The organism is Paenibacillus aurantiacus, from assembly GCF_042431225.1.
In the GTDB taxonomy this organism is placed as follows: Bacteria; Bacillota; Bacilli; order Paenibacillales; family Paenibacillaceae; genus Paenibacillus_Z; species Paenibacillus_Z aurantiacus.
Genome location: NZ_JBHMDO010000017.1, coordinates 58403 through 83601, shown reverse-complemented (window position 1 = coordinate 83601; position 25199 = coordinate 58403). Strand labels below are relative to the sequence as shown.

Genomic DNA, 25199 nt, shown 5'->3' with positions numbered 1-25199 from the left:
CGAGAGGAAGATGGATAGATGAAGAAGCGAAACCAACAAGCAGCGATGATCGCGATTGCCATGATGATCGGAGGAGGCGCCCTGCTGCCATTCCAAACGCCGGTATCGGCGGCAGGCGCAAGCAGCGCGGCAGCGAGCGTCGAGCAGGCGATGGCCAAGCTGGCGGAGCAAGGCGTCCTGAAGGGCGCGGGCGACGGGAAACTGCACGCGGAGCGGCACCTGACGAACGCGGAATTCATCAAGATGGCCGTCCTTGCGCTGGGCTTGAACGTAGAGGCTGCATCGGTCTTGCCGCAGGCCAAATGGTACGACGTGTACGTGAACGCCGCGGTGACCGGCGGACTGTTGGCGAAAGACGCGCAATTCCAGCCGAACAAACCGATCGCGGCGGCCGACATCGCGGGCATAATCGCCAAAGCGCTGCAGCGCGACGCCAAATCGGTGCAATACTGGATGGACTCCCTGAAGATCGGCCAAACTACCCTAACACGCGGCGAAGCAGCACAGCTGCTCCTGCTTGCTCAACAAGCGGTTCGCGGCGAACAAGCTTCGATCGTCTCGGTCAAATCGCTGAATAAAATCACGCTGGAAGTCGTATTCGACCGGCCGATGACGCCGGAGGACGAAACGACGGCCGCAGCTCAAGCGAACTTTACGTTCGGCAACGGCTTGAAGCTCGTGAACCAGCCAAGACTCAAGACCGGCTCGATCGCGACTTATATCGTGCCCGTCCAAACGATGAAACCAGGCGAGAGCTTCTCGCTTACCTATAAAGGCAAACAGACATTCAACGTCACCGGCGGCGAAGAAACGATCAAACTCAAGGACGTCCGCCAAGTGACCAACGATACGTTCGAGGTCAGCTCCCTGCGCGAGGATGGCGTCATCGATTACGGCTATGTGATCTCCGCTTATGCGGGCGGCCGCGGCGCCAATGCCATCGTGCTTGAAGCGGACAACACGTTCCAGGGCAAGCCGCTCCAGATCATCTCTTCCTTGGCCTCTCGTCAAGCGGTGCTCACGCCGGAGAACGGCGCGCCGATTACGGTCAACTACGTCGGCTTCACGCAATCGACCGACGGCAAGCAGGAGCCGAAGTTCCGACTGCCGGCCGGCACCTCGCTCCAGCCTGGCGTGACGTACACCGTGACTTCCGATTGGTTCGAGCTTGCGAACAAGACGTTCACCGCCCGGCAGATCGAGCCGCTCGCCATCGCGTCCGCAGCCAATATCGATGGCGCTTCGATCGCCGTATCGCTCACGGCCGATCCAGGCGACGAGTTGTTCGCTTATCGCTCCGTGCAGCTGAAGGGCAAGGACGGCTCGGTGCTGACGGCCCAATACCGGGTGCAGACGCGCAAAGGCGAGGTTGGCATCTTCGATATTCAGAACGGCGGCAAGCTGGCTGCCGGCATGACGTACGAGGTGACGCCGGTCGGCGCTTGGGCGACGGCAAGCGAAATCGTGCTGGACGTGAAGTAAGGTTAATAAAGGCAAGCAAACCGGCTCGTTGTATGAGCTGGTTTTTTGTTTTTCTTCTCGAGAAACAAGAGCTCAGCGGCCAGTTTCCGTGTTATGCTAGGATTTGTAAATGGTAGACCATAGGAGATTGAGGGTGAGTTGCGGATGTCCCGTTTTCAGCACGCGGATCAAGCGTTAATCGAGCTGGCCGTGATGGGAAGAACCCGAAGGGAACGGCTTGGAGTTGTATGCGCGCGTGATGTGCGAGCAGTTCCGCTGAATTCAGTCTAACATCAAAGGAGGCACTATTTTGAGCATCACCGTTCAAACGATTATCGACCGTCTTATCGCGCCGGTCGGGCTGCTTGAGCAGACGGTCGACACGCTGAAGTCCGGCAGTCCGGACAAGCCGGTCCGCAAAGTCGCGGTCGTGATGACGGCGACGTACGCGATCATCAAGCAGGCGGTTGATACAGGCGCCGACCTCATCATCGCGCACGAGCCGACGTACTACAACCATCTGGACGAGACGAACTGGCTCGAGGGGGACCCGGTCTACGAGAAGAAACGCGAGCTGATCGAATCGTCGGGCATCGCCATATTCCGGCTGCACGATTACATTCACGAGTACGAACCGGACGGCATCCTCTCTGGTATGCTGCATGCGCTCGGGTGGGAGGCGTATGCCGATCCCGATAATCAGCTCCTGCTGACGCTGCCGCCGGACGAAGCGGGCACGGTCGGCGACCTAGCAGCGTACCTGAAGCGGCGGCTCGGGATGGACAGCCTCCTGTTGGCCGGCGATCCCGATATGGCCGTCAGCCGGATCGGGTTCCTCCCCGGGGCGCCGGGCGGACGGCTTCAGATGGATGTCCTGCGCACGGGCGGCATTGATCTGCTGATCGCGGGCGAGACGAACGAATGGGAGACGAACGAATACGTCCGCGATGCGGTCGATATGGGGTTCGCCAAGGCGCTGCTCGTCACGGGCCATCAGAAAAGCGAGGAAGCGGGCATGGCTACCGTGGCGGAAATGCTGCGAGCGCAACTCCCGGAGCTGCTGGTGGACGTCATCGCCGGGCCGCCGGCCGTCCAACGGATCTAGCCGCAACGACTTCTCCAACCGATACGCCATGCCTCGCGACTAGCGCGCGGCGCGGCATGCCTCGCAACGCGAAGCCCTCGGCAGCGTCTCCTCTCAAGGAGCGCGGCCGAGGGCTTTCGCCGTTATCTCGCATAGGTAAAGTAGATCGATTCGTACGCGTCCGCTTCGACGCCGACGGTCGGAAGCGGCATGGCGCGAATATGGTCCTTCAAGCCGTTCAGCAGCGAAGGATCGCGCGCGACCATGCTGATGCGTTCCGCCAGATGGCTCGCGTCTCCGGCCCGGAACGTATAGCCGTTCAGCCCGTCGACGATTTTCTCCGCCATGCCGCCGATGTTCGACGCCAGCACCGGGACATGGGCGGCGAGCGCCTCGTGCAGCGCCAGCGGGTAGTTCTCGTACCAGACCGACGGGACGGCGGCCAGATCGGCTTCTTGATAGATGCGGGGCAGATCGCCTTCGGCATAGGGACCGCGGAACGAGATGCGCGCGTCGCGGGCAGCCGCTTTATACAGCTTGTTGGCATATTCGGGCTCGCCAGACCCATAAATGTGCAGCTGCAGCCGGCGAGCGCGAATCTTCGCCATGGCGGCGATGAGCACGTGCACCCCTTTATGCTCGTTCAGCGAGCCGCCGTAGACAATCGTGATCGAACTGCCTTTGCCATAGCTCTTCGTGTTGGGGGCGACCGTCTCTGGGCGAATACCGTGCGGCAGCACTTCGATCGCAAGGTCCGGCAGCGCCTGCTTGACGAAGGAAGCAAGGAAGACCGAAGGCGATAGAATCCGGCTTGCGCCGAGCAGGAGCGGCAACTGGACGTTCAATCGATCGGCTGCATAAGGGATCTGGCAGTGCATCATGCAGGCCGCTCCCCCCTCCGGTCCGGCGCACAACTGCTTGTCGACCCGAAGCAGATTGGACCGCGGGCAAGCGAACCAGAAATCGGTTAACGTCATGACGTAAGGAATGCCCAAATTCCGGGCAGCCTGCACGAATTCCATGCCGCGCATCGCGTGGCCGACGTGCAGAAGGTTCGGCTGTTCGCGGGTAAGAATGACTTCGGCCAGCGCCAAGAGCGAATGGTCGCCGATCCCGGCGGCTTGCGCGGGATCATGCCGGCGGTGACGATAGGCGAGCACGGGGATGCCTTCGAATTCGTATTCATAGGCCAGCACGTCGCCAAACGCGAGCGGAGCATCGTCCGGTACGAGGCCGCTGTAGGTGGCGACCTTGACGCGGTGGCCACGCCGCTGCATGTCCTTGGCCATGTTCAGCACGAATTTCTCCGTGCCGGTATAAGATTCGGGGAAGAAGCAATGAACGAGATACAGAATGGACAGTTTGGTCCCGGACAGTTGGCGTTCGCTAGGCGGAGCTGGTGCGAAATGCGGAACGTCGGGCAAGTTCAGTGCAGGCACAGGCAAAGCGGATGTCACGATCTGAGCATGCCGCCGCACAGGTTTGGTACGTTTCAAGACCGGTCCGCGTCTTCGGCCCAATCGCCGGCGTCCGGCCGTTATTCCTTTGCGCCTTGCTGCTGGTACGGTAATTTTGCGCCTGGCAGCCGGCTTGCGGATTCGTTTGCGTGCCACGGGCGTTCTCCTTCCTATCTTCTATCCGTTTTCAAGTCTCCCAATATCTTATGTACATCCGTTCCTGTTGTCGAGGGCGTTCGCCTTAAGGGAGAAACGCCCTCCGTGAGCGGCATACATAAATAAGGCCCGGCAAGCGCAATTTACCATGTATAGATGCTTAGGAGGGGGCGGGCGGGTGACTGCGATTGGCGTTGGGATCATCGCATTTATGGGCGTAGGCCTTCTCGCTGGGCTGGATATGCTCGTGTATCGGGAGAGTCTGATCAAGGCTTATCGGCACTTGTTGTTCGACTACACGCACGCCCCCGCCTTCGTCATGATCGGAGCGGCGGTGCTGCTGGCGGCATGGGGCGACATGGGGCAGCGAATCCTGCGCCGATTGCGAACGAGTCGGAGAGGGAACGAAAGGGGTGAAGGGCGTTGACGGCCGTCTCGAAAATGCACGGGGTTCATTCGTATTCGATGCTGCTTGTATTTCTGCTGGGCACCTCCATTATTTTCGGACCGCCCCGGTTCGTGCCCGACGCCTGGCTCGTCGAGCTGATCGCGGTCATCCCCGCGGGCGCCCTCTTCCTGCTCTTCGCGGGACTGGTCGCGGCCGGGAACGGGGGAGGCCTGTACGCCATGTTGGACAAGGCGTGGGGATCGACGATCGGACGAGTGTGGACCTTGTGTTACGCGGTCTATTTTCTCTACATCGCTTCGCGCAATGTCCGCGACATGATCGAGCTCGTCATGACCTCGATCTTGCGAGCTACGCCGACGTCGGTGCTCGTGTTCATGTTCGTGCTGGTCGTCGCCTACGCTTCGTCCGGGGGAATGGCGGTGCTGGGCCGCTTATCCGTGCTGATCGCGGCGATTGTAGGTTCATTTTTCTTCGCCCTAGCCATTCTTCTTCTATTCAGCGGCTCTGTCGATACCGAGCGGCTGCTTCCGTTTCTATCCGAAGGTCTGATGAAGGTGCTGGCGGTTCCGCTGCGAAGCTCGGTCTGGTTTCCGTACGGAGAGCTGATCGTCTTTCTCGTCTTCCGGTCCAGCTTCGGCACCGCCCGCTCGTTCCGGCGGATCGGTTGGCTGGCGATGATCAGTGCATGCCTGCTGCTGACTTTCTCCGACTTGCTGCAGACGAGCGTGCTCGGGATGGAAGACATCGTCTTCTCGGTCTTCCCCCTGTTGGACGCGGCGAGGATGATCAGCATTTATAATTTCATCACCCGTTTGGACGCCTTGGTCGCGCTCATCATCATTTTCGGCGTTCTCATCAAATGCGCCGTCTTCGTGCATGCCGCCGTCCTGGGGGCGAACCGCGCGTTCGGGCAGCATCGGCGTTTCCCGCTGTCTGCCGCGCTTCTGGTTGGCGCCTTCTCGATTCTCGTGACGCATAATAACGCCGAGCATTTCGAGGAAGGGTTGAAATACGTCATCTATTGGCTGCATATCCCGGCGCAGCTCGCGCTTCCGGCTGTCACGTTATTGCTGCTGCGGGTCCGCTATCGCAAAGGAGAACGATTATGAACCACGGCGACAACACGACCGATCGGTTCGCCGCCGGACAGACCGGAGGCGGAACGACACTGGAAGCGGTTCGAACCGCGCTGCGGCTGACGTTCGGCAATACGGACGATCTGGCGATCGTATCGCTCCGCTTCTGCGGCAGAGAAGGCATGCTATGCTACTTCACGACGCTGACGAGCGCATCGTTCATTATGGATTACGTCATCCAGCCGCTCGCGCAAGCCGGAGACGATCTGAAGGGCGGCCAAGCTTCGGCGCTGCTCAAGGAATTGCAGGAGCGGTACTTAAGCGGGCTGAGCAGCGAGCTGTCCGACCAATTGCACGTCCTGCCGATGAAGCTCGGCCGAGGCTATGCCGCGCTGTTCGCGGAAGGGGAGCGCGACTGCCTGCTCGTCGACGTGAAGGAGCTTGCGACACGGTCCGTCGAAGAGCCGACGTCGCAGAACGTCGTACGGGGTCCCAAGGAAGGGTTCACGGAATCGGCCGCGACGAACATGAGCCTGATCCGAAGACGCATCATGACGGACAAGCTGCGGTTCGAGCGGCACGAAATCGGGGAGAAGACGCGAACGGAAGTGTATCTCGCCTACATCGAGGACGAAGCGGACGAAGAGGTGCTGCGGCAGGTGCGGGAACAAGTGGGATCTTGCAGGATGGTGAGCCTGTTCGATTCGGGGAGTCTGGAGTCGCTGTTCCGTCCGCGCGGCTTCTGGCTGTTCCCGACCGTCTATAATAGCGAGCGGCCGGACTCGGTCTGCTCCTGCCTGCTGGACAAGCGCATCGCCGTCATCGTGAACGGCAGTCCGTTCGTGCTGATCGTCCCGGCGGTCTTCCGCGATTTCTTCCAGTCGCCGGAAGATCACTACCAATGGTTCCTGGTCGGCCTGTTCGCCAGGGTGCTGCGATTCGTCGCGTTCCTATTGTCGCTGGTCGTCCCCTCGCTGTACGTCGCGATCACGAGCTATCATCAGGAGCTCATCCCGACGATTCTGCTGACGAGCATCGCGGCCCAGCGGGAAGGGATCCCGTTCCCGGCGGTGGTGGAAATTCTGCTTATGGAGTCCGCCTTCGAAATCCTGCGGGAAGCCGGCACCCGGATGCCGCGTCTGGTCGGACAGGCGATCTCGATCGCGGGCGCGCTCGTGCTGGGCGAAGCGGCGGTGCAAGCGGGCATCGTATCGAACATCAACGTCGTCGTCGTCGCGCTCACCGTCATCTCGAGCTACGTCGCGCCGGTTTATACGTTCGGCTCGAACATCCGGCTATTCCGGTTCGGACTGATCGTGCTCGCATCGTTCACCGGCTTGTACGGGGTTATCCTCGGCTGCGCGGTCCTCATGATCCATCTGTCGCGCATGGAAACCTTCGGCGTGCCCTACGTATCTCCATTCTCGGTGCTGCTGGGCAGGAGGGCGACATGAGAGGCGTTCGGAGGCTGCCGACGTGGCTGCTCCTCGCGGCCGCATGCTCGATGCTGGCCGGTTGCTGGGATTTGACCGAGGTGAACCGGTCGGCGCTGCTCACCGGAGTCGCGGTGGAGCCCGGGAAGAAAGGCCGGCATAAGGTCACCTTCGAGGTGTTGAACGCGGCGGAGGCGAATCCGTCCCAAGGGCAAGGCTCCGGCGTGCCGACCGTGCTCTATACCGCGGAAGGGAATTCGATCGCCGATACCGCATCGAGGATCAACGAGAACGTCGAGCGGCTGATGATGCCCTCGCACGTGCGGGTCATCGTGATCGACGAGAAGATTGCGCGAAGCGGGCTGAATGCGTTCATCGACCTCGTTCAGCGCTCGCGGTACGTCCGCGAAGACGTGCTGCTCCTTGTCGCGAAAGACGTGCCCGCTTCGGATGTGCTCAAAGTGCAGTCGCCGGGAGGCATGTACGCCAGCTGGAAGATTCAGTCCCAGGTCGAGAATTTCCGCAAGGAGTGGGGCGGAGCTCCGCTCAGCCGGTTGTTCGACTACACGCAGGCGATCTTGGTCGAGGGCAGGGAGCTTACGCTCGGCGCGATCACGGTTGTCGGCAATGTCAGCGCAAGCGACGCCGGACAGAACTCGCAGTCGGCCATCCCCAAGTCGAACGTCAAAATTACGGGATCGGCCGTCTTTAGGGACGATCGATTGATCGGATTTCTCTCGATCTATGAGACGCGCATCTTGAATCTGATTCGCAGCGAGCTGGAACAGACGGGAATGGCGTTCCCGCTTCCCGACCATGGGGGGCATGCTTCCGTGCGGATCAACCGCGCGCATACCCGCGTCCGCGTCATGATGAAGAAGGGCGTGCCTTTCATTCAATTGCGAATTAGAGGGGAAGGCCAGCTTAACAGCCTGGATGCCGATTTGCCCATCGACGAGGTGGAAGGGTTCCGAACGTTGGAGCGGACATTGTCCGGCTTTCTGCAAGAACAAGTCCTGCAGACGATCGGCCGCGTGCAGCGCGACTACGGCGTGGACGTATTCGGGTTCGGGGAGAAGCTCTACCGTCATCATTATCGCGAATTCCAACCGCTCAAGAAGGAGTGGAACGCCCTGTTCGCCAAGGCCAAGGTGGAGGCGGAGGTTGCGATCGTCGTAACCGGCTCCGAACTGAAGAACCGCCGAATCACCAAACGACGGTAAGCTTCGGGCCACAGGCGGGCAGCTGGCGCGAACGAGGTTTATTTTATGCAACAATCGCTTAGGATCGTTTATGTCGAGACGGCCGCGCGCTCCCTATAATCAAGGTGAAGGCAACAACACCACATCCCGTAGGGAGGCCGCCGCCATGAGCCAAGCGCCATTATTGTTAACCGATGAGCAAATGAGGACGTTTATCGCGGAAGGATTTCTGATTCTGCGCACCGATTTCCCGGAATCGTTCCACCGGAAGCTGACGGAGGAGCTCGACGTCATCTACAAGGAGGAAGGCAATCCGGGCAATAATCTGCTGCCGCGCGTTCGCGAGATCCAGCAGGTGTTCGATCATCCTGTTATTACAGGCGCCTTGACGAGCGTGCTTGGCCGCAATTATATGCTGCACGCGCATCGCCACGGCCATTACAACGCGCAGCCGGTCGCCGGGGGCTGGCACAAGGACAGCTACTGGGGTTACTCGCGCATCCGCAATCACCATCAATGGTGGGCCATGATCATGTATTTCCCGCAGGACACGCCGGTGGAGTTGGGACCGACCGGGGTCATGCCGGGCACGCAAAATTACGAGACGCGCACGTTCGAGGCCGACGATACCCCAGACGAGCAGGTGGCCAGCGGCGGCGCGGGCACGTTCGCGCTCATCCATTACGACATCTGGCACCGCTCGACGCCGAATTTGCTGGGCAATCCGCGTTATATGCTGAAGTTCGAATTCATGCGCACGGAAGCGCCGACGGCGCCGACTTGGGCTAGCGAGGAACCGCAATGGCGAGAGCCGGCTGCTCTGAGCGCGCCGATCGCTCGCCATGAGACGATGTGGGAGGAGAACTGGAATTGGCTGCACGGGCAGATCGGCAGCTTGGCCAATACGCGAGAGGCGGATGCGGCGCGCATCGCGGAACTGACGGAGGGGCTGGCCGACACGTTCGAGCCCGCGGCGCTGAACGCGGCCTACGAGCTGGCGCGCTGCGGCAATCCGGGCGTAGAGGCGCTGCAGCAGGCGCTGATCGGCGACAATGCCGCCGTGTCGAAGTTGGCCGCCTACGGTCTGTCCGTCGCGGGAGCCGCGGCGGTGCCGGGACTTCGGCAAGCGCTTCGGGATGAGCGGGAGGAGACGGTCCGGCACGCGACGTTCGCGCTCGGCGAGCTGCGGGATGCGGCCAAGGAAGCACTGCCGGAGCTGATCGCGCTGATGACGCATCCGTCCGCGCCGGTGCGCCGAACGGCGACCGAAGCGCTTGGCATGATCGGCGCACCGGATGAGGCAGTCGTCGCGGCGCTTGCCGGCGCGCTCCGGGATGCGGATACGCAAGTACGCTTCACCGCGGGCTTGTCGCTCGCGCAGCTCGGACCAAGCGCCGGCGCGGCCGTGCCCGCGCTGTCCGAGGCGCTTGCCGACGACAATCGCTACGTGCGCGCCCACGCTATCGAAGCGCTGCGCTATATCGGCTCGGACGAGGCGAAGGATCTGCTCATCGCGGAGCTGTTCAAGTCCAGGTGGTGCGCCAGCACGACGCCGGCCAGCACGTTCTATCCGTAAGCCTGCAACGATGCGTTAACGCAATATATCGCGAGTGAACAAGGGGTGCCCCGGCTGTCATCGTCTTATGATGACGGCTGGGACACCCCTTATTGCGATAGACAGACAGCTTCGCCGAATTAGGCGAAGCTGTCCCGGTATTCGCTTGGCGCAAGGCCCGTATGCTCCTTGAACATGCGGGAGAAGTACGTCGGCTCCATTCCGAGCGAGAACGCGATATTCGATACGCTCGTGGCGGAGAAGGCGAGCTGGTGCCGCGCTTTGTCCATCCGCTTGCGGTTGACGTATTGAATCGGCGACAGGCCGGTCGTCCGCTTGAACACGCGGCTGAAGTAGTTCGGGTGAAAGTGGAGCAGTCCTGCCAATTCCTCGACCGTTAAGTTATCCGCTAGATGCGTCTCGATATAAGCCAGCACGGCATTCATCTTCTGGATCGCGCCGTCTGCCGGGACGGCCGAAGCCGGCCGCGCCTGCTCGATGAAGATGGCCAATATCTCCAGCAGCGCGGCCTGCTCGTGCATGCCTGCCGTCCAGTCCGGACTCTTATGCGCGTCCAGCAGCCGATCGAACAGCGCTTTCATCCGCGGCAGATCGTCGATCGCGACGACGACCGGCGCCTCGAGCGCGTGGAACAGATGGAGGCCGCCGAGCTTGGCCGTGAAGTGACACCAATATTTGCTGAAAGTCCGCTCGCCCATCGTGCCGTACGACTGCCGCCGCTCGGCCGGAAGCAGGCACAGGCTGCCAGGCTTCGGGTAGTGGCGTTCGTCGCCGACCGCAACGTAACCTTCTCCGTCTTCGATGAAATACAGCTTGTTAATGTCCGGCACGTAATCGTCGTCGCGCCAGGTCGGCGGCACCTTCGTGTAGGCCGCAACGGCCACGCTCAGCTGCAGTCCGGACAAATACGAACGCCAGAACGTCTGCTTCTCCTTATCCACGCGCTTATCCTCCGTCTTCGGATCGGGTTGTCGATTCCCTCTTATTCTACCACCTTCCATCTGCCGGCGGGGAAGAGAACGCTCGCTTTTCGCCTACTCATCGTCTACTCTTCATCTACTCTTTGCCTGCTTTGCTTGCTTTTTGTTCGGCTTGCCCGCTGTATTCGTTCATTTGCAAAATGTCCACAAACATGTAACAGGTTGAACCCGCCCGAATTGGTATCGTGCACCGGTAGAAGATTGGTCATTTTTGGAGCGGGAGCGGCTGGATATACTTTCCTGTGTAGGCAATCAGTTAAGGAGGCTTCTTATGGAGCAACTAGCAACAGACGAAAAGGAACGCAACGTAGACTTGTTCGAGGTGACGTTCGCGGACGACGTGCTGGAGATGGCACCCGATCTCTACGTCGGCTTGATCGCGGCGCCGGCGGTCCGCAACCTGGAGCGGCGATCCGAAGTGGAGGCGCTGCTCGCCCACATGGAGCGGGAGCTGGCCGGATCGGGGCTGCGCACGGACGAGATCAGCGAGCTGGCGACCATCTCGGCCTGGCGGAAGGCATACAGCGCGTTCGGCGCCAAGCCTGCTCGTTACCCGTGCGCGGCTGAATCGCTGATCCGGCGCGTGGTGGAGCACGGCAGCCTCCCGCGCATCAACACAATGGTCGACCTATGCAATGCCATCTCGCTGAAAAGCCGGACGCCGATCGCCTGCTGCGACATTTCGCAGGTAGATCGATTCACCATCCGCAAGGCAGGGGGCTCCGAACCGTACTTGCCGATCGGCAAGCCGGATCAGCCGGAATATCCGGCCGAGGGCGAGGTGATCTATGCGGATGGCATGAACCGGGCGCACTCGAGGCGCTGGAACTGGCGGCAGAGCGATACGATCAAGGCGACGGGCGAATCCCGGCGTCTGCTGTTCACGGTCGAGGCCGTGCATAAGGACGCCAAGGCGCTCGTCGAGGCGACGACTTCGCTGCTCCTTGAACTGCTGCAGCCGTTCACGGATGAGGGGACGCTCAGCGTCGCGTTCATCCATGCCGAAGCCCGGATGCAGCGGCTGAGCCTACATCGAACGGGAGGAGCCATGACGCATGACGGGTGCCCTACGGAATTGGGAGCAAGTGAAGAGCGGACTGGCTGATTCGGTCCCGATCGTCATGGGGTATATCCCCGCTTGCATTACGTTCGGTCTCGTCGGCAAGACGTTATCGCTTGGCAACTGGGAGGTATTCCTGCTGTCGGCGCTCGTCTATGCGGGGGCCAGCCAATTCATCGGCGCGAAGCTCCTGGCGGCCGGCACGGCCGCGCCCGTCGTGCTGCTGCTGACGCTGGTCGTCAATCTGCGTTACTTCTTCATCGGGATGTCCTTCCGTCAGAAGCTGGATGCGGGCGCCAAGCGCTGGCATCGCGCGCTCGTCGGCTTCGGCCTGACCGAGGAGGTGTACGCGATCGGCATGATGTCGAAGGCGAACCGGAGCCGCGGCGCGTCGCTGCCGCTGCCGTATCTGATCGCGCTTGAGCTGCCGCCGTATGCGGTGACGCTGCTGGCCACCTGGATCGGCATCGTCGTCGCCGGCTACGTGCCGGCCCAATATCTCGGCGCGCTCAACACGTCGCTGTACGCGCTCTTGATCGCGCTCATCGTGCCGCAATTGCTCGGCAGCCGGCGGAATGCCGCGATCTGCCTCTCGGCCGCGTTGGCGTCCTGGCTGCTGCAGGACGTGCTTGGCAGCGCGACCGTGCTGGCCGCCATGTTCATCGGCGCCGGCGTCGGCGTGATCATTCCGCAGGCGGGGGCTGGCAGCGCGCCAAGCGGGCGAGCGTCTGCCGCTAACACGGACAACGGAAGGAGCGAGGCGCATTGACCATAGCGGTTATCGCTCTTATGGGGCTGATCACGTTCGCGATTCGTTTCGCCCCGCTGCTCATCGCCCGGCGGGAATCCGGCGAAGAGGGGGATCGCAGACCGTTCCTCGCCTACCTGCCGCTGGCCGTGCTCAGCGCGCTGACCGTGCCGGGCGTCTTCCAGGTCGACCAGGAGACGCCTTGGGTCGGGGCTGCGGCCGGCATCGCCGCGGCGCTGCTCGCGCTCGCGAAGAAAGTTCCGTTATTCGGCCTTATCGCCGGTTCCGTGCTGGTCGCCGTCTTGGTGAAGTTCCTTGCTATGCCATAGAAACAAACAAGGGAGAGGGAGAACGCCCATGGAGTCCATAGCTGTAGAATTGCTGGCGATTTGCGGTTCGACGCGCGCCGGCGGGAATACGGACCAGATGCTGCAATTCGCGGCAGAAGTCGCCCGCCAGCGGGGCGCGAGCCTTGCGACATTGAATTTGCGCGATTATCGTTTCGCCCCCAGCAGCACGTGCGGGGATTGCAACTACCGGGAGACCCCTTGCGAGCTGAAGGATGACATGCCTTATATCGTCGAGCGGATGCGCCGGGCGGACGGCATTATCTATGCCGTCCCCGTGCACGGCTTCGGGATGGGGCATCTGATGCAAATGTTCATTGAGCGCGCCGGGGTGTGCCATATCCGGTTCGAACGGCCGCTGACGAACAAAGTCGGCGGGGCGATCATAACCGGCCGTCGCTACAACCACGGCAGCGTCCATTCCCAAATCTTGAACAACCTGCTCCTGAACCGGATGATCGTCGTGGGCAGCGGCTTTCCCGCGCTGCTGCACGGCGGGAAGCCGAGCGAAGCATGGGACGACGTGGAAGGGCTCGATTCGGTCCGGCGCATGGTGGAGCGGATGGTCGACATGGTCAAGACGATGAAGCACTACTCGCAATTGACGGACCACCCGTTCTTGCGATACGAGGAGGCCAACGAGCGCCACTTGGATACCGGCCGTTTGTTCTCCTCGAGAGAACAGCTGATTTAGCGAAACAACCCATATCCGTAAGGAAGGATGAGATTGATATGACGACGAGCGAACTGCTTTTGAACGGCGGTATTGATTTCGAGCAGATGGAGTGGACGACATGGGACAAGCCCGGCGCCGTCGGGCGCGTGAAGATGTGCTTCACCCAGAACAAGCGGGTGCGTCTGCTGGAGCTGCCTCCGGGGTTCAACGAAGAGAACTGGTGCTTGCGCGGTCATGCCGGCTACGTGCTGCAGGGTGAATTCACGATTGTTTACAAAGACCGCAGCGTCGCCTGTAAACCGGGCATGGGATTCGTCATTCCCGACGGAGACCCGCATCGCTCCCAAGGGAAGAACGACGAACCGACCGTCGTATTCGTGATCGACGAGGTATTGGCATAAGCGCGGGCAGAAGGGGGAGGGGGAGTAATTACGTGAACAAGATTGACGTCAGAACGGAAATCGCCGAGCTGCCATACCGGGAGCCGTTCGACACTTATCTCGCGCTACGACGCAAGTTCGGCCAAGAAGAGCTATACATTCTCGAATCGCTGTCAGGGCCGGCCAAGGATGCGCAAAGCACGTTCATCGGCTTCGGACCGGTGTTCTCCGTCGCGCTGTCCGGCACGCGGGTCGCATTCCAGGGAGCGGCGGCCGTCATCAAGTTGGTCGCCGGCCGGGCGGAAGCCGCGGGCTTGCTGGCGCGGCGCGAAGACGGCTTTCATTTGAGCGGGCGGAAGGAGCTGTGGAATCTGCTCCGCCATATCCAAGGGCAATTCAACGTCGACGTGCCAAGCCCGGGCGAGGCGTTTCATTTCGGCTTCTTCGGGTACATGGGCTACGATACGGCTTGGGCGGTCGAAGATTTGCCGTACCGGATTCCAGCCGCTGGCCAGACGCCGGATATCGTGCTCGCGATCTACCAGGGGCTGATCGAATACAACGTCGTGAAGCGCTCGGCCAGACTGGTGTTGAACCAAGCGCCGGGCGCTTGGGATGATCTGCCGGCCGAGACGGTCTTGGCGGCGCTGGGCGAGGCGGACGACATGAACGCCGCCATGCCGCAAGAGCCGGAGCCGATGCCGGCGCCGCACGGGATTGCGTACACGATGGAGCGGTCCCGCTATGAGGATAACGTCCGTCAAGCGCTTGCCTATATCTCGGTGGGCGATATTTATCAGGTGCAGCTCGGCAATCAAATCCATATTCAGAGCGACGTCTCGCCGCTTGCCGTCTATCAGCGTCTGCGCGAGCGGAATCCTTCTCCGTACATGTATTTGGCCTCCTTCGGCGAGATGACGCTCGTCGGCGCCAGCCCCGAGCTGTTCCTGCGCCTGGCAGGCGGCGAAATCTCGATGCGGCCGATCGCCGGCACGTGCAAGCGCGGCGCGGACGAACGCGAGAACGAGCGGCTGGTGGCGGCGCTGCTTGCGGACGAGAAAGAGCTGGCCGAGCATATTATGCTGGTTGACTTGTGCCGCAACGACATCGGACGGGTATGCAGCTTCGGCACGCTGGAAGTGGATGAGCTGCTCGCGGTGGAGAAGTACTCCCATCTCAACCACCTGGTCTCCAGCGTCGTCGGCAAGCGGGATCCAGGGAAGGACATGTACGAGATTATTGCGGCGACGTTCCCGGCGGGCACGATGACCGGCGCGCCGAAGGTGAGGGCGATGGAGATCATCGAAGAGCTCGAGACGACGCGAAGGGGGCCGTACGCCGGCGCGCTCGGCTTCATCGACTTCAGCGGCTACGTGAATATGGCGCTTTGCATTCGCACGGCCGTGCACACAGCGGACGGGCGCTACTCGGTCCGGGCTTCCGCTGGCGTCGTCGCCGATTCCAAGCCGGAGAACGAGTGGCTGGAGACGTTTCACAAGATGGGGGCGCTCTTCTGGGCGATCACGGACCGGGAGGTGCTCCATGAAAGCGTTAGTCGTTGATGCTTATGACAGCTTCGTCTATATCATCTATCAATATTTGCTCAAGCTGGACGTAGAAGCCGTCGTCGTGCGCAACGACCGCCTTGGGGCGGAGGACGCGGCGGCGCTTGCGCCGGACTTCATCGTGCTCGGACCAGGGCCTGGTCATCCTTCGGAAGCCCGCTACGGCGAGCTGATTCGCCGATTCGGCAGACATACGCCGATCCTCGGCGTATGTCTGGGTCACCAGGCCATCGGGCTCGAATTCGGGGCGCGGGTCGAATGCGCCAGCCATCTGATGCACGGCAAGACGAGCCGGATTCTGCACGACGGAGAAGGCTGCTTCGCCGGCATTCCAAGCCCCTTCCGCGCCACGCGTTATCATTCGCTCATCGTCGGCAAGGAAGGACTTCCGGATTGTCTGGAGGTGACGGCGGAGTCGGAGGATGACGGCTATATTATGGGGCTGCGCCATAAAGAGCATCCGATCGAATCGATTCAGTTTCACCCGGAGAGCATTTATACCGAGCACGGTCTGCACTTATTCCGCAATTTCATTCAAATCTATGTCAATCATCCCCTGGAGGTAAACCGATGAACCAGCCCATGAACCCGATTGAAAACCAAGAACAATTGACCGCGCACCGCACGCAAATCGACGCTATCGACCGCGAGATCATCGCCCTGCTCGCGAAGCGGACCGGCATCGTGAAGCAAATCATGGTGCTCAAGACCGACGAGGAGCAGATCCGCTCTTGCGACCGCGTGCAGCAGGTGCTGGACAAAGTCGGCCGGCTGGCCGAAGAGAACGGGCTGGAGCGTACGATCGCGGTGCCGATCTACGAGACGATCATTAAGGTGCTGACCGATATGCAGCTTGCGCATCTGCACGCACGCGAGCTCGAGCCGAAGGCGTAAGCGGCGATGGAAGCGCAAGTGGAAGCGCACGTTCGATCCGCGCAGGACGTGCGCGATCTGCGCTCGGCAATGGCGCTGCTTGCGCGAAGCGGCGCGGGTCCCATATGCGTAAGCGAGCCGATCGAGGCGCGCTGCAAGCTGGCGGCCGTCTATGCGGCCCATGGCGCCGGCGTGCCGGTGGCTGGCCCCGCGCAGATCGGTCCCGCGCTCTTGTTCGAACGGATCATGCCGGCGGACAAGCGTGCGCTCGTCGGCCTGTTCGCAAGCCGGCGGGACTGCGCGCTCATGCTGGGGACGGACGAGCGTCGCATGGCGGAGACGGTGCTCAGGGCGGCGAACCATCCGATCCCGGCGGCGCCGGCCGAGCGGCCGGCATGCCAGGAGATCATAAGGCGGGACGTGCGTCTGGACGAGCTGCCGATTCCGACGATGACCGAATCGGACGCGGGACCGTTCGTGACGCTCGGTCTCGTGATGGCGAGCCATCCGGTGACGGGCGAGCGTAATGTCTCGATTCACCGGATGTGGGTGAAGGACATCGACGAGCTGACGATCTGGATGGTGCCCGGTCGGGATCTGGAGCGCTTCCACCTGGCCGCACGGGAATTGGGCCGTCCGCTGGCCGTATCGATTAATATCGGGCTCGATCCGGCCGTATATATCGCGTCCTGTTGTACGGGCGCGCTTGCGCCGCCCGGCACCGACGAGCTGGCGATCGCGGGAGGTTTGCGTGGCCGTCCGGTCGCCGTTGGCGCATGCGTAAGCGTCGATGCCAACTGCATCTCGGACGCGGAGTACGTGCTGGAAGGGCTGTTTACGCACGAATACGCGCCGGAAGGCGAGCCGGGCGGCTGCTCCATGCCCGAATTTCTGGGCTACGACGGCAAGGCGCACCCGAATCTCCCCGTCATTCGCGTCACCGCGGTGACGCACCGGGCGAATCCGATCTACCAGACGGTCATCGGCCCTGGCGCCGAGCAGTCCAATCTGCTTGCCTTCGGCATGGAGGCGGCGATTCTGAAGTTCATCCGCGAGCACATCGCGCCAATTGCGGTGAACGCGTACTGCAGCACGGCGGGCGGCGGGCAGCTGCTTGCGTTCATCCAGCTGCGCAAGCGCGGCGTGCAGGACGATGGCGTCGCAAGGCAGGCCGGTGCCGCCGTGATCAGCGCCTTTCGCATGGTCAAGCAAATTGTGCTGGTGGACGAGGATGTGGATTTATTCAACGAGCAGGACGTATGGTGGGCGATGGCGACCCGGTTCCAAGCGGATGCGGATATGATCGTCATTCCGAGCGTGCAAGGATTTCCGCTCGACCCGTCGCAGCAGCCGGGACTGTCCCCGGGCATTACGGCGCCCGGGCTGACGTCCAAAGCGGTGTTCGACTGCACGGTGCCTTATTTATATCGCGAGACGTTCCGGCGAACGTCGTTCTCGGCGAATTTATTCTGAGGGAGGCAAGTGACATGAGCATGGTTCAAGTTTCGGAGAAGGGGATTTTCGGCGCGGGGGAGACGGAGTTCGGCGGCAGCTATGTGTCCGAGGAGCTCCAGCAGGCGCTCGACAAGCTGGATGCGGCATTCACGCATTATAGAGACGACGAGGCGTTCGAGCGCGAATTCCACTATTACTTGCGGGAATACGTCGGCCGTCCGAACCCGCTCTACTTCGCGGAAAGGCTGACGCGCGAGCTCGGCGGCGCGAAGATTTATTTGAAGCGCGAAGACTTGAACCATACGGGCGCCCATAAGATCAACAACACCGTCGGTCAGGTGCTGCTGGCCAAACGAATGAACGCCAAGCGGATTATCGCCGAGACGGGAGCGGGGCAGCACGGCGTCGCGACGGCGACGGTATGCGCCATGTTCAATATCCCGTGCACGATCTACATGGGCGAGGTCGATACGAAGCGCCAGGCGCTGAACGTGTTCCGGATGCGCATGCTCGGCGCGGAGGTGATCGCGGCGAAATCGGGCAACCGGACGTTGAAAGAAGCGGTGGACGAGGCGCTGATGGACTATGCGGCGAATTACGAGGATACGTTCTATCTGCTAGGTTCAGCCGTCGGCCCGCACCCGTACCCGCTCATGGTGCGCCACTTCCAATCGGTGATCGGACGCGAAGCGAAGGCCCAGTGTCTGGAGAAGGAAGGGCGGCTGCCGGATTTGATCACGGCTTGCGTGGGCGGCGGCTCCAACGCGATCGGCTTGTTCTATCCGTTCGTGGACGATGAGGGCGTACGGATCGTCGGCGTCGAGCCGGCCGGCAAGGGATTGGATTCCGGCGTGCATGCGGCTCCGCTCTGCACGGGCAAGCCGGACATCATCCACGGCTTCAAGTGCTACGTCATGGAGGACGCGGAGAACTGCCACTCCATCGCGGCCGGGCTGGACTATCCGGGGGTAGGGCCCGAGCACAGCTACTACAAGGCGATCGGCCGCGCGGATTACGTGCCCGTCGGAGACGAGGAGGCGCTGCAGGCGTTCCTGCATCTGTCCAAAACCGAAGGCATTATTCCCGCGCTGGAAAGCTCGCATGCCGTCGCCTATGCGATGCAAGCCGCGCCTCGCATGAGCCCGGATCAGATCATTATCGTCAGTTTGTCCGGACGCGGCGACAAGGACGTGGCGCAAGTGTACGACATGCTTCGCGCGCGCGAAGGCGAGCTTCAAGAAGCGTAGCTGTAAGGCCCCGTCGATCGTCAAGCTGCGTAACAGCAAGGCCAATGTCTCATAACGGTTCCTAAAGTAAGCCTCCAGTCGGGTGTCGCGCGCTGGGGGCTTATGTTATTTTAGAACGTAGACTGTCAAAAATACAAAAATTGGGAGGGTGCTCCTATTGGTGCAGCAGCCATGGATCGAAATCGATAAAACGAGCAAAATGCCGCTGAACCGGCAAATTTACGAGCAGATCCAAGCCGCGATCGTCAGCGGCACCCTTCGCAAGGGCGACCCGGTCCCAGCCTCCAGACTGCTTGCCGAGCAGCTTCAAGTGTCGCGCACGGTCGTGCTAGGCGCCTATGGCCAGCTTCAGGCGGAAGGCTATCTGGATATGCGTAAAGGCGCGGGCACGTTCATCGCCGACAACGCGGCGGGCGAGGAGTCGAGTCTGCCCGAGCCGGACGAAGAGACGGAGGCGGAGCTGATCGTGCACGCCCCGGACTTCCTATCGCTGGTCAATTCGCCGTTGTCCGGCCTCGTGGACGTGACGGACTCCGCGCCGTGCGATTTCCGTCATGGGGTGCCGGCTTGGGACGCGTTCCCGATGGACCGCTGGCAGAAGTCGCTGATGAAGGCGTGCCGCCGGGCGACGCCGGGCACCTTGACGTATGGGCCGGCCGAAGGGCTGCTGTCGCTGCGGGAGGAGATCGCGCGCCTCGTCCGGTCGACCCGCTCGATTCCGGCGGTGCCGGAGCAGATCGTCATCACCTCAGGCGCGACGCAGGCGCTCGATATTCTGGCCAGGCTGTGCGTGCGCGGGGGCGAGCAGGTGCTCGTGGAAGACCCGACCCATCCGGTGCTGCGCGAGATCTTCAGTTTCTCTGGCGGCAAGGTCATCCCCGTCCCCGTCGACGAGCACGGACTGCGCGCCGACCGCATCAAGGAGAGCATCGCCAAGCACAAGGGGCTGCCGGAGCGGACCAAGCTGCTCTATATTACGCCTTCCCACCAATTCCCGATGGGCGTGACGATGTCGCTCCGCCGGCGTCTCGAATTGTTGAACTGGGCGCGCGACACCGGGGCATTCATCATCGAGGACGATTACGATAGCGAATACCGGTTCGTCGGCAAGAAGGTGTCCGCCTTGGCCGGGCTCGATACGAGCGGCAAGGTGGTCTATGTCGGGAGCTTCAGCAAAATTCTGTTCCCGTCGCTGCGCATCGGCTACGCGATTCTGCCGCCTGCGCTGATCGACCCGTTCTTGTCCGTCAAATGGATCACCGACCGCATGTCGCCGACGCTGGACCAAGAGGCGCTGGCCGACTTCATCCAGTCGGGACACTATGCCAAGCATATCCACGCGATGGGCAAACTGTACGCCGGAAGGCGGGCCTGCCTGGTCGAATGTCTGAAGCAGGAGTTCGAGGGGCGGGTCCGTTATTTCGGCGACGAGGCGGGCTTGCATCTGCTCATCGAGCTCGATTCGCCCGCGGAGGAGATCGCGATCGCGGAGCGCAGCCTGCAGTACGGCGCCAAGGTCTATCCGGCCAGTCATTACTTCTCGGACATTCGCACGGGACGGCCGACCTTCCTGCTCGGCTATGCGAATTTGTCGGAGTCGCAGATCAAGCTGGGCATGAAGCAGTTCGCGCGTGCCGAGCGGGATTGCGTGAAATATCCGGATTGAACGGCCGAGATCGAGAGGAAGGGAAAATGGCGTATGTCGGAAGTAACGAAATGGATCGGACAGGTGCTCTATTGGTTCGGAAGACATGGTATAATTTCTCTATTCTTATCGATAGGGGGAAACCAGCATGTCCGAACAAGAGAAGAAGCAAGAGCGCGTCTCCGACGAGTCGCTCCTGTCCGATCTGACGCAAGAAATGACAAGCGAAGAGAAGCAAGCCATCCAAGGCGGGGCCGTGACACATACCGGCACCAAACCGATCGTCAAGAAAGTTACAATCCGGCCGTAGGACGCGGCAGCCTTGTCGCGATGGGGCGGTCCTTCCAATTCGGAGGGGCTGCCTTTTTTGATGGCAAGTATTCGGGAATTGTTCAATGCCAATGAGTAAAATTGGGCTGCCGGGAGAGAATAATTTCGACTACTATGACAGCAAGGCGAGGGTTGCCTCTTGGACGAGAAGCAGGAACAGACCGTAAAGGAACTGGCGGACGCGTTATCTTCGGTCGTGTACAAGGAATCGCTCTATTGGGAGAAATACTCGGGCCTCGGCACGTGGCAGTTCTGGGCCGTGCTCGCCATACTCGTGATCCCTCTTATCGTGCTGGCGTTAGCCATGGACCGTACCAAGGCGTTCCGGCTCGGCTTCTACGGATTCGCGATTCATATTATCGCGTTCTACTCTGATCTGTACGCCACGACACACAAATTGTGGGAATATCCGTTCCGGGCCACGCCCTTCCCTTCGATGAGCTTCAGCACGGAGGCATCGCTTATTCCAGTAGCCTATATGCTGGTGTACCAGTGGACCATCAACCGGAGAAAAAATTATTACCTCTATTTGCTGTTCCTGTCGGCCGGATTTACGTTCGTCGTCAAGCCGCTGCTAGGCGCGGCGGATTTGTTCTGGTTATACAAGACGGAGTACTGGCAGCTGCTGCCGCTATATTATGCTGGCGGATTGGCGGCCAAATGGGTCGCCGATCTGTTCCATTGGGCGGAGAGAGGCGCGAGGGTATCGTAGCGCCGCTTCATCTCTCACCGAGCTGACGTTCGTGAAGCAGGCGACGACCGACTTCGCGATCATGGTGCCGGCGGGCATTTTGGATAGATAAACGCCAAATAACCTCTAATTCCGCGAGAAGCGGAAGTGGAGGTTATTTGGCGTTACCGCCGCCTGGGCATCACACCGCCGCGGGTTCGCTCGTTCGAAGAGACGACCCAGCGGGGTGTTAGCGATGCGGGTAGCGCTGCCGCTCGTCTCGCATTGCGCTGACGAACAGGAGTATACCCGTAACCAGGTGCATGAACCAGCCGAGGAACGGAATCCAGGCCAGTACACTGGTCAGCAGGCCGACGACCGAGCCGTATATAGACGACCGCTCCTTCAGGCACAACACCAGCGTAACGGCATGGGCGATGAACATGACCGTCAGCGGCACGTACCCGGTCGCTAGGATGAACGTGCCGCCTAGAATCGGGATAGCCAGGAACAGCTCGGCCGCCCCGGTCAGCCATTTGAGAAGCTTGGCAATACGCATCGGCAATTCCTCCTTGAGATCGCTGTATGATCATAGTATGAACGCTTTCGAACGATTAGGCTACAGAGACGGCCGGTCGAACGAAGAAGCGCCGCGATGCTTTAGTCGCTATTCACCCGCAGGCATGCCATTCGAAACAAGCCAACATTTTGCCAACTACATTCGGCTATTCTCAGGAACAGATCCCAAGCGATAAGCTTCTCATATACAGATTCTATTGAACAAAGGGAGGTTGAGCAGCAATGAAACGTCCGAACATTTTACTAATCACGAGCGATCAGCAGCACTGGGATACGATCGGCGCGCTCGGCGCCGAGGTACACACGCCGAATTTGGACCGTCTGGCTAGGGAGGGCACCGCGTTCACGCGCGCCTATTGCCCGAATCCAACCTGCACGCCTACGCGTGCTTCCATCATTACCGGACAATACCCGAGCCAGCACGGCGCATGGACGCTGGGGACGAAGCTGCTGGAGAATCGCCGGACGGTGGGCGAGGAATTCGCGGAGGCCGGGTACCGTACGGCGCTGATCGGCAAGGCGCACTTCCAGCCGCTTCGCAGCACGGATCGTTACCCGTCGCTGGAGGCATATCCGACCTTGCAGGACTTGGACTTCTGGCGTTCGTTCCATGGGCCGTTCTATGGCTTCGATCATGTGGAACTCGCGCGCAATCATACGAACGAGGCGCATGTCGGCCAGCATTATGCGATCTGGATGGAGGAGAAAGGCTTCGCCGATTGGCGGCAGTATTTCCTGGCGCCGACCGGAACGATGGACCCGCGGATCGCGCACACATGGCCGATTCCCGAGGAGATTCATTACGACGCGTGGATCGCGGAACGGACGAACGCGCTGCTCGAGCAATACAAGGAAGAGGGCGAGCCGTTCTTCCTCTGGTCGAGCTTCTTCGATCCGCATCCGGATTACCTCGCACCTTCGCCTTGGGATGCGATGTACGATCCGGAGAAGCTGACCATTCCGGCCATTACGCCTGGCGAGCATGCCGCGAATCCGCCGCATTTTGGCCAGACGCAGGAGGAACAGCCGGATTTCAGCCGCTTGCAGGAGACAGGGCAAGCCGTCCACGGCTACCGGTCCCATCTGCTGCCCGAGGGGGAACGCAAGCAGCTGGTGGCAACCTATTACGGCATGATCAGCCTGATGGACAAGTATATCGGCAATATTCTGGATAAGCTGGACGCGCTTGGCCTTGCGGACGATACGATCGTCGTCTTCACGACCGACCATGGCCATTTCTTCGGACAGCACGGGCTGCAGTACAAGGGCGGCTTCCATTACGAAGACTTGATCAAGCTGCCGTTCCTCGTGCGTTATCCCGGACAGGTGCCGGCAGGCGAACGGAAGACGGCGATCCAGTCGCTGGTCGATCTGGCGCCGACCTTCCTGAGCCTGTGCGGACTTGAGATTCCGGCGTCGATGACCGGCGTCGATCAGAGCGGCGTGTGGCTCGGACGGCAAGCGGAGGCGCGCGACCACGCCATCTGCGAGTTCCGCCACGAGCCGACGACGATTCATCAGAAGACGTACGTCGGGCGGCGCTACAAATTAACCGTGTATTATAATCATCCGTACGGGGAGTTGTTCGACCTGGAGCTGGATCCCGGCGAAGCGCGAAATCTGTGGGATAATCCGGATTACGGGGCGCTCAAGTCCGAGCTGCTGTTGAAGTTTCTGTGGGCGGAGCTGGGCAAGGAGCCGATGCCGATGCCAAGAATTTGGCACGCGTGAGGAGGCTAAGCCAGGCGGCGGATCGCTTGCAGAAAACATTCGATTCGTTTCGCTAATCGAGGTATGCTGTAGGTGAGATTCGAGAAGATCGACGGCAGCGGATGAGCGCGTTTGGCGTTTGCGGCGCTTGTTCGTTCGCGAATAGGGAGGCGGAAGGAGAAGGATGAAAGAATACGGGCACGAGTACGCGGCATTTTGCTATTATGCGCCTTCCGCCTTCGAGAAGCGGGGCGGCGTATGGCCCATCCGGTCGGGCCATAACATCGCCAAAGCGAATTATTCGGTCGGTCCGCGGATGATCGAATGTTATTCGCTGCATGTCGTGCTGAACGGGAGCGTGGAATTGCAAGCGGGGGAAGAGCCCGTGACGCTTCGGCGCGGCGATCTGTTCTGCCTCTTCCCGGATCGGCTGCACAGTTACCGGGCGGTCGAGTATGCGACGGACTCGCCGCTTCGCCTGCATTGGCTCGCCTTCGACGGTCCGCAGGCGGCCGAGCTGCTGGCGCGCATCGGCATCTCCGTAGCCAGCCCGTATTTGCGCGGCAAGGCGACCGGGGAGCTGGCTGAACTGCTGAGCGGGCAGTTCGCATGGATGCTGGAAGGGAACCGGCCGGTCGAGCTGCAGCTGTCGTTGTATCGGTTGTTCTCGCTGCTTGCGCCGCCCGATGCGCCGGGGCTGGTCGTCGCGGCTGATCCTGGATGGCTGGAGCGCAGCGAGGCTTATATGAAGAATCATTACATGGAGCCGATCACGGTAGCGGATGTGGCACGGCATGCGGGCGTGCATCGCTCGCACTTCTATCTCGCCTTCCAGCGGCGATACGGTGTGAGTCCCAAACGGTATTTGATCCAGCTGCGCATGGAGAAGGCGGCCGAGCTGGTGCGGCATGGGACGTTAACCGTAACGGAAATCGCCTTGTCGCTCGGCTACGCGGACTTGTATGGCTTCTCGCGCGCGTTCGGACAGTTCCACGGGATCGCGCCGACAGCGTACCGGCAGGGGGAGAGGAGTAATTCGGAGAGTGGGTAGCGGATAGCGAGCCGCGATCTTCCGGACAA

General features: G+C 61.1%; 25 protein-coding genes. 22 read left to right on the top strand and 3 right to left on the bottom strand.

The window, feature by feature from the left end; translation table 11 throughout:
* The first annotated feature begins 18 nt into the window (after positions 1–18).
* Together ACFFSY_RS09280 and ACFFSY_RS09275 are read left to right on the top strand one after the other, a co-directional pair.
* Positions 19–1482 (top strand): S-layer homology domain-containing protein, encoded by a 1464-nt coding sequence (locus ACFFSY_RS09280; RefSeq protein WP_377493076.1) that lies wholly within the window; start codon positions 19–21, stop codon positions 1480–1482.
* 289 nt (positions 1483–1771) lie between these two features.
* Positions 1772–2566 carry a Nif3-like dinuclear metal center hexameric protein gene (locus ACFFSY_RS09275; protein WP_377493074.1) on the top strand — a complete coding sequence of 265 codons (795 nt, stop codon included), beginning with the start codon at positions 1772–1774 and terminating at the stop codon, positions 2564–2566.
* 122 nt (positions 2567–2688) lie between these two features.
* Here ACFFSY_RS09275 and ACFFSY_RS09270 read toward each other — a convergent pair whose 3' ends face one another.
* On the bottom strand, positions 2689–4158 hold the full coding sequence (locus ACFFSY_RS09270) for a glycosyltransferase family 4 protein (protein WP_377493072.1): 1470 nt from the start codon (positions 4156–4158) through the stop codon (positions 2689–2691).
* Between the two features lie 178 nt (positions 4159–4336).
* Here ACFFSY_RS09270 and ACFFSY_RS09265 point away from each other — a divergent pair, with 178 nt between their 5' ends.
* From ACFFSY_RS09265 to ACFFSY_RS09245, 5 genes are all read left to right on the top strand, one after another.
* The gene (locus ACFFSY_RS09265; protein ID WP_377493070.1) at positions 4337–4585 is read left to right on the top strand and encodes a hypothetical protein; all 249 of its coding nucleotides are present in this window, start codon (positions 4337–4339) and stop codon (positions 4583–4585) included.
* A complete protein-coding gene (locus tag ACFFSY_RS09260) occupies positions 4582–5676 on the top strand; it encodes a GerAB/ArcD/ProY family transporter (protein ID WP_377493068.1) in 1095 nt (364 codons plus the stop codon). The genes ACFFSY_RS09265 and ACFFSY_RS09260 overlap by 4 nt, the downstream gene beginning before the upstream one ends.
* Complete coding sequence (locus ACFFSY_RS09255; RefSeq protein ID WP_377493066.1) at positions 5673–7097, top strand: spore germination protein; 1425 nt, start codon at positions 5673–5675, stop codon at positions 7095–7097. The genes ACFFSY_RS09260 and ACFFSY_RS09255 overlap by 4 nt, the downstream gene beginning before the upstream one ends.
* On the top strand, positions 7094–8299 hold the full coding sequence (locus ACFFSY_RS09250) for a Ger(x)C family spore germination protein (RefSeq protein WP_377493064.1): 1206 nt from the start codon (positions 7094–7096) through the stop codon (positions 8297–8299). The genes ACFFSY_RS09255 and ACFFSY_RS09250 overlap by 4 nt, the downstream gene beginning before the upstream one ends.
* A 145-nt stretch (positions 8300–8444) precedes the next feature.
* Positions 8445–9854: a HEAT repeat domain-containing protein gene (locus ACFFSY_RS09245; RefSeq protein WP_377493062.1), complete on the top strand. Its 1410-nt coding sequence runs from the start codon at positions 8445–8447 to the stop codon at positions 9852–9854.
* A 119-nt stretch (positions 9855–9973) separates the two neighbouring features.
* Here the strand turns inward: ACFFSY_RS09245 and ACFFSY_RS09240 are convergent, their stop codons facing one another.
* Positions 9974–10795: a helix-turn-helix domain-containing protein gene (locus ACFFSY_RS09240; RefSeq protein ID WP_377493060.1), complete on the bottom strand. Its 822-nt coding sequence runs from the start codon at positions 10793–10795 to the stop codon at positions 9974–9976.
* A gap of 310 nt (positions 10796–11105) precedes the next feature.
* Here ACFFSY_RS09240 and ACFFSY_RS09235 point away from each other — a divergent pair, with 310 nt between their 5' ends.
* The 13 genes from ACFFSY_RS09235 (at position 11106) to ACFFSY_RS09175 (ending at position 21872) form a co-directional block, all read left to right on the top strand.
* On the top strand, positions 11106–11939 hold the full coding sequence (locus ACFFSY_RS09235; RefSeq protein WP_377493058.1) for a B3/B4 domain-containing protein: 834 nt from the start codon (positions 11106–11108) through the stop codon (positions 11937–11939).
* Positions 11890–12663 (top strand): AzlC family ABC transporter permease, encoded by a 774-nt coding sequence (locus tag ACFFSY_RS09230; RefSeq protein WP_377493055.1) that lies wholly within the window; start codon positions 11890–11892, stop codon positions 12661–12663. Before ACFFSY_RS09235 ends, ACFFSY_RS09230 begins: the two co-directional genes overlap by 50 nt.
* Positions 12660–12971, top strand: a complete 312-nt coding sequence (locus ACFFSY_RS09225) for an AzlD domain-containing protein (protein WP_377493053.1) — start codon at positions 12660–12662, stop codon at positions 12969–12971. The genes ACFFSY_RS09230 and ACFFSY_RS09225 overlap by 4 nt, the downstream gene beginning before the upstream one ends.
* A 28-nt stretch (positions 12972–12999) precedes the next feature.
* Positions 13000–13683: a flavodoxin family protein gene (locus tag ACFFSY_RS09220; RefSeq protein ID WP_377493051.1), complete on the top strand. Its 684-nt coding sequence runs from the start codon at positions 13000–13002 to the stop codon at positions 13681–13683.
* A gap of 38 nt (positions 13684–13721) precedes the next feature.
* Complete coding sequence (locus ACFFSY_RS09215; RefSeq protein WP_377493049.1) at positions 13722–14066, top strand: cupin domain-containing protein; 345 nt, start codon at positions 13722–13724, stop codon at positions 14064–14066.
* Between the two features lie 32 nt (positions 14067–14098).
* Positions 14099–15607, top strand: coding sequence for an anthranilate synthase component I family protein (locus ACFFSY_RS09210; RefSeq protein ID WP_377493047.1), 1509 nt, complete (start codon positions 14099–14101; stop codon positions 15605–15607).
* On the top strand, positions 15588–16184 hold the full coding sequence (locus ACFFSY_RS09205; RefSeq protein ID WP_377493045.1) for an anthranilate synthase component II: 597 nt from the start codon (positions 15588–15590) through the stop codon (positions 16182–16184). Before ACFFSY_RS09210 ends, ACFFSY_RS09205 begins: the two co-directional genes overlap by 20 nt.
* Complete coding sequence (locus tag ACFFSY_RS09200; RefSeq protein WP_377493043.1) at positions 16181–16504, top strand: chorismate mutase; 324 nt, start codon at positions 16181–16183, stop codon at positions 16502–16504. The genes ACFFSY_RS09205 and ACFFSY_RS09200 overlap by 4 nt, the downstream gene beginning before the upstream one ends.
* Before the next feature lie 6 nt (positions 16505–16510).
* Complete coding sequence (locus ACFFSY_RS09195; RefSeq protein ID WP_377493041.1) at positions 16511–17956, top strand: UbiD family decarboxylase; 1446 nt, start codon at positions 16511–16513, stop codon at positions 17954–17956.
* Between the two features lie 14 nt (positions 17957–17970).
* Positions 17971–19185, top strand: a complete 1215-nt coding sequence (gene trpB, locus ACFFSY_RS09190) for a tryptophan synthase subunit beta (protein WP_377493039.1) — start codon at positions 17971–17973, stop codon at positions 19183–19185.
* A gap of 160 nt (positions 19186–19345) precedes the next feature.
* Entirely contained in the window at positions 19346–20851 is a 1506-nt protein-coding gene (pdxR, locus tag ACFFSY_RS09185; protein WP_377493670.1) for a MocR-like pyridoxine biosynthesis transcription factor PdxR, read from the top strand.
* A 127-nt stretch (positions 20852–20978) separates the two neighbouring features.
* Entirely contained in the window at positions 20979–21140 is a 162-nt protein-coding gene (locus tag ACFFSY_RS09180; protein ID WP_377493037.1) for a hypothetical protein, read from the top strand.
* 159 nt (positions 21141–21299) lie between these two features.
* Positions 21300–21872 (top strand): CBO0543 family protein, encoded by a 573-nt coding sequence (locus tag ACFFSY_RS09175; protein ID WP_377493035.1) that lies wholly within the window; start codon positions 21300–21302, stop codon positions 21870–21872.
* Between the two features lie 208 nt (positions 21873–22080).
* Here the strand turns inward: ACFFSY_RS09175 and ACFFSY_RS09170 are convergent, their stop codons facing one another.
* On the bottom strand, positions 22081–22389 hold the full coding sequence (locus ACFFSY_RS09170; RefSeq protein WP_377493033.1) for a hypothetical protein: 309 nt from the start codon (positions 22387–22389) through the stop codon (positions 22081–22083).
* A 242-nt stretch (positions 22390–22631) separates the two neighbouring features.
* Here ACFFSY_RS09170 and ACFFSY_RS09165 point away from each other — a divergent pair, with 242 nt between their 5' ends.
* Both ACFFSY_RS09165 and ACFFSY_RS09160 read left to right on the top strand, forming a co-directional pair.
* Positions 22632–24140, top strand: coding sequence for a sulfatase family protein (locus ACFFSY_RS09165; protein WP_377493031.1), 1509 nt, complete (start codon positions 22632–22634; stop codon positions 24138–24140).
* Between the two features lie 163 nt (positions 24141–24303).
* The gene (locus tag ACFFSY_RS09160) at positions 24304–25170 is read left to right on the top strand and encodes a helix-turn-helix transcriptional regulator (RefSeq protein WP_377493029.1); all 867 of its coding nucleotides are present in this window, start codon (positions 24304–24306) and stop codon (positions 25168–25170) included.
* Positions 25171–25199: the final 29 nt, after the last annotated feature.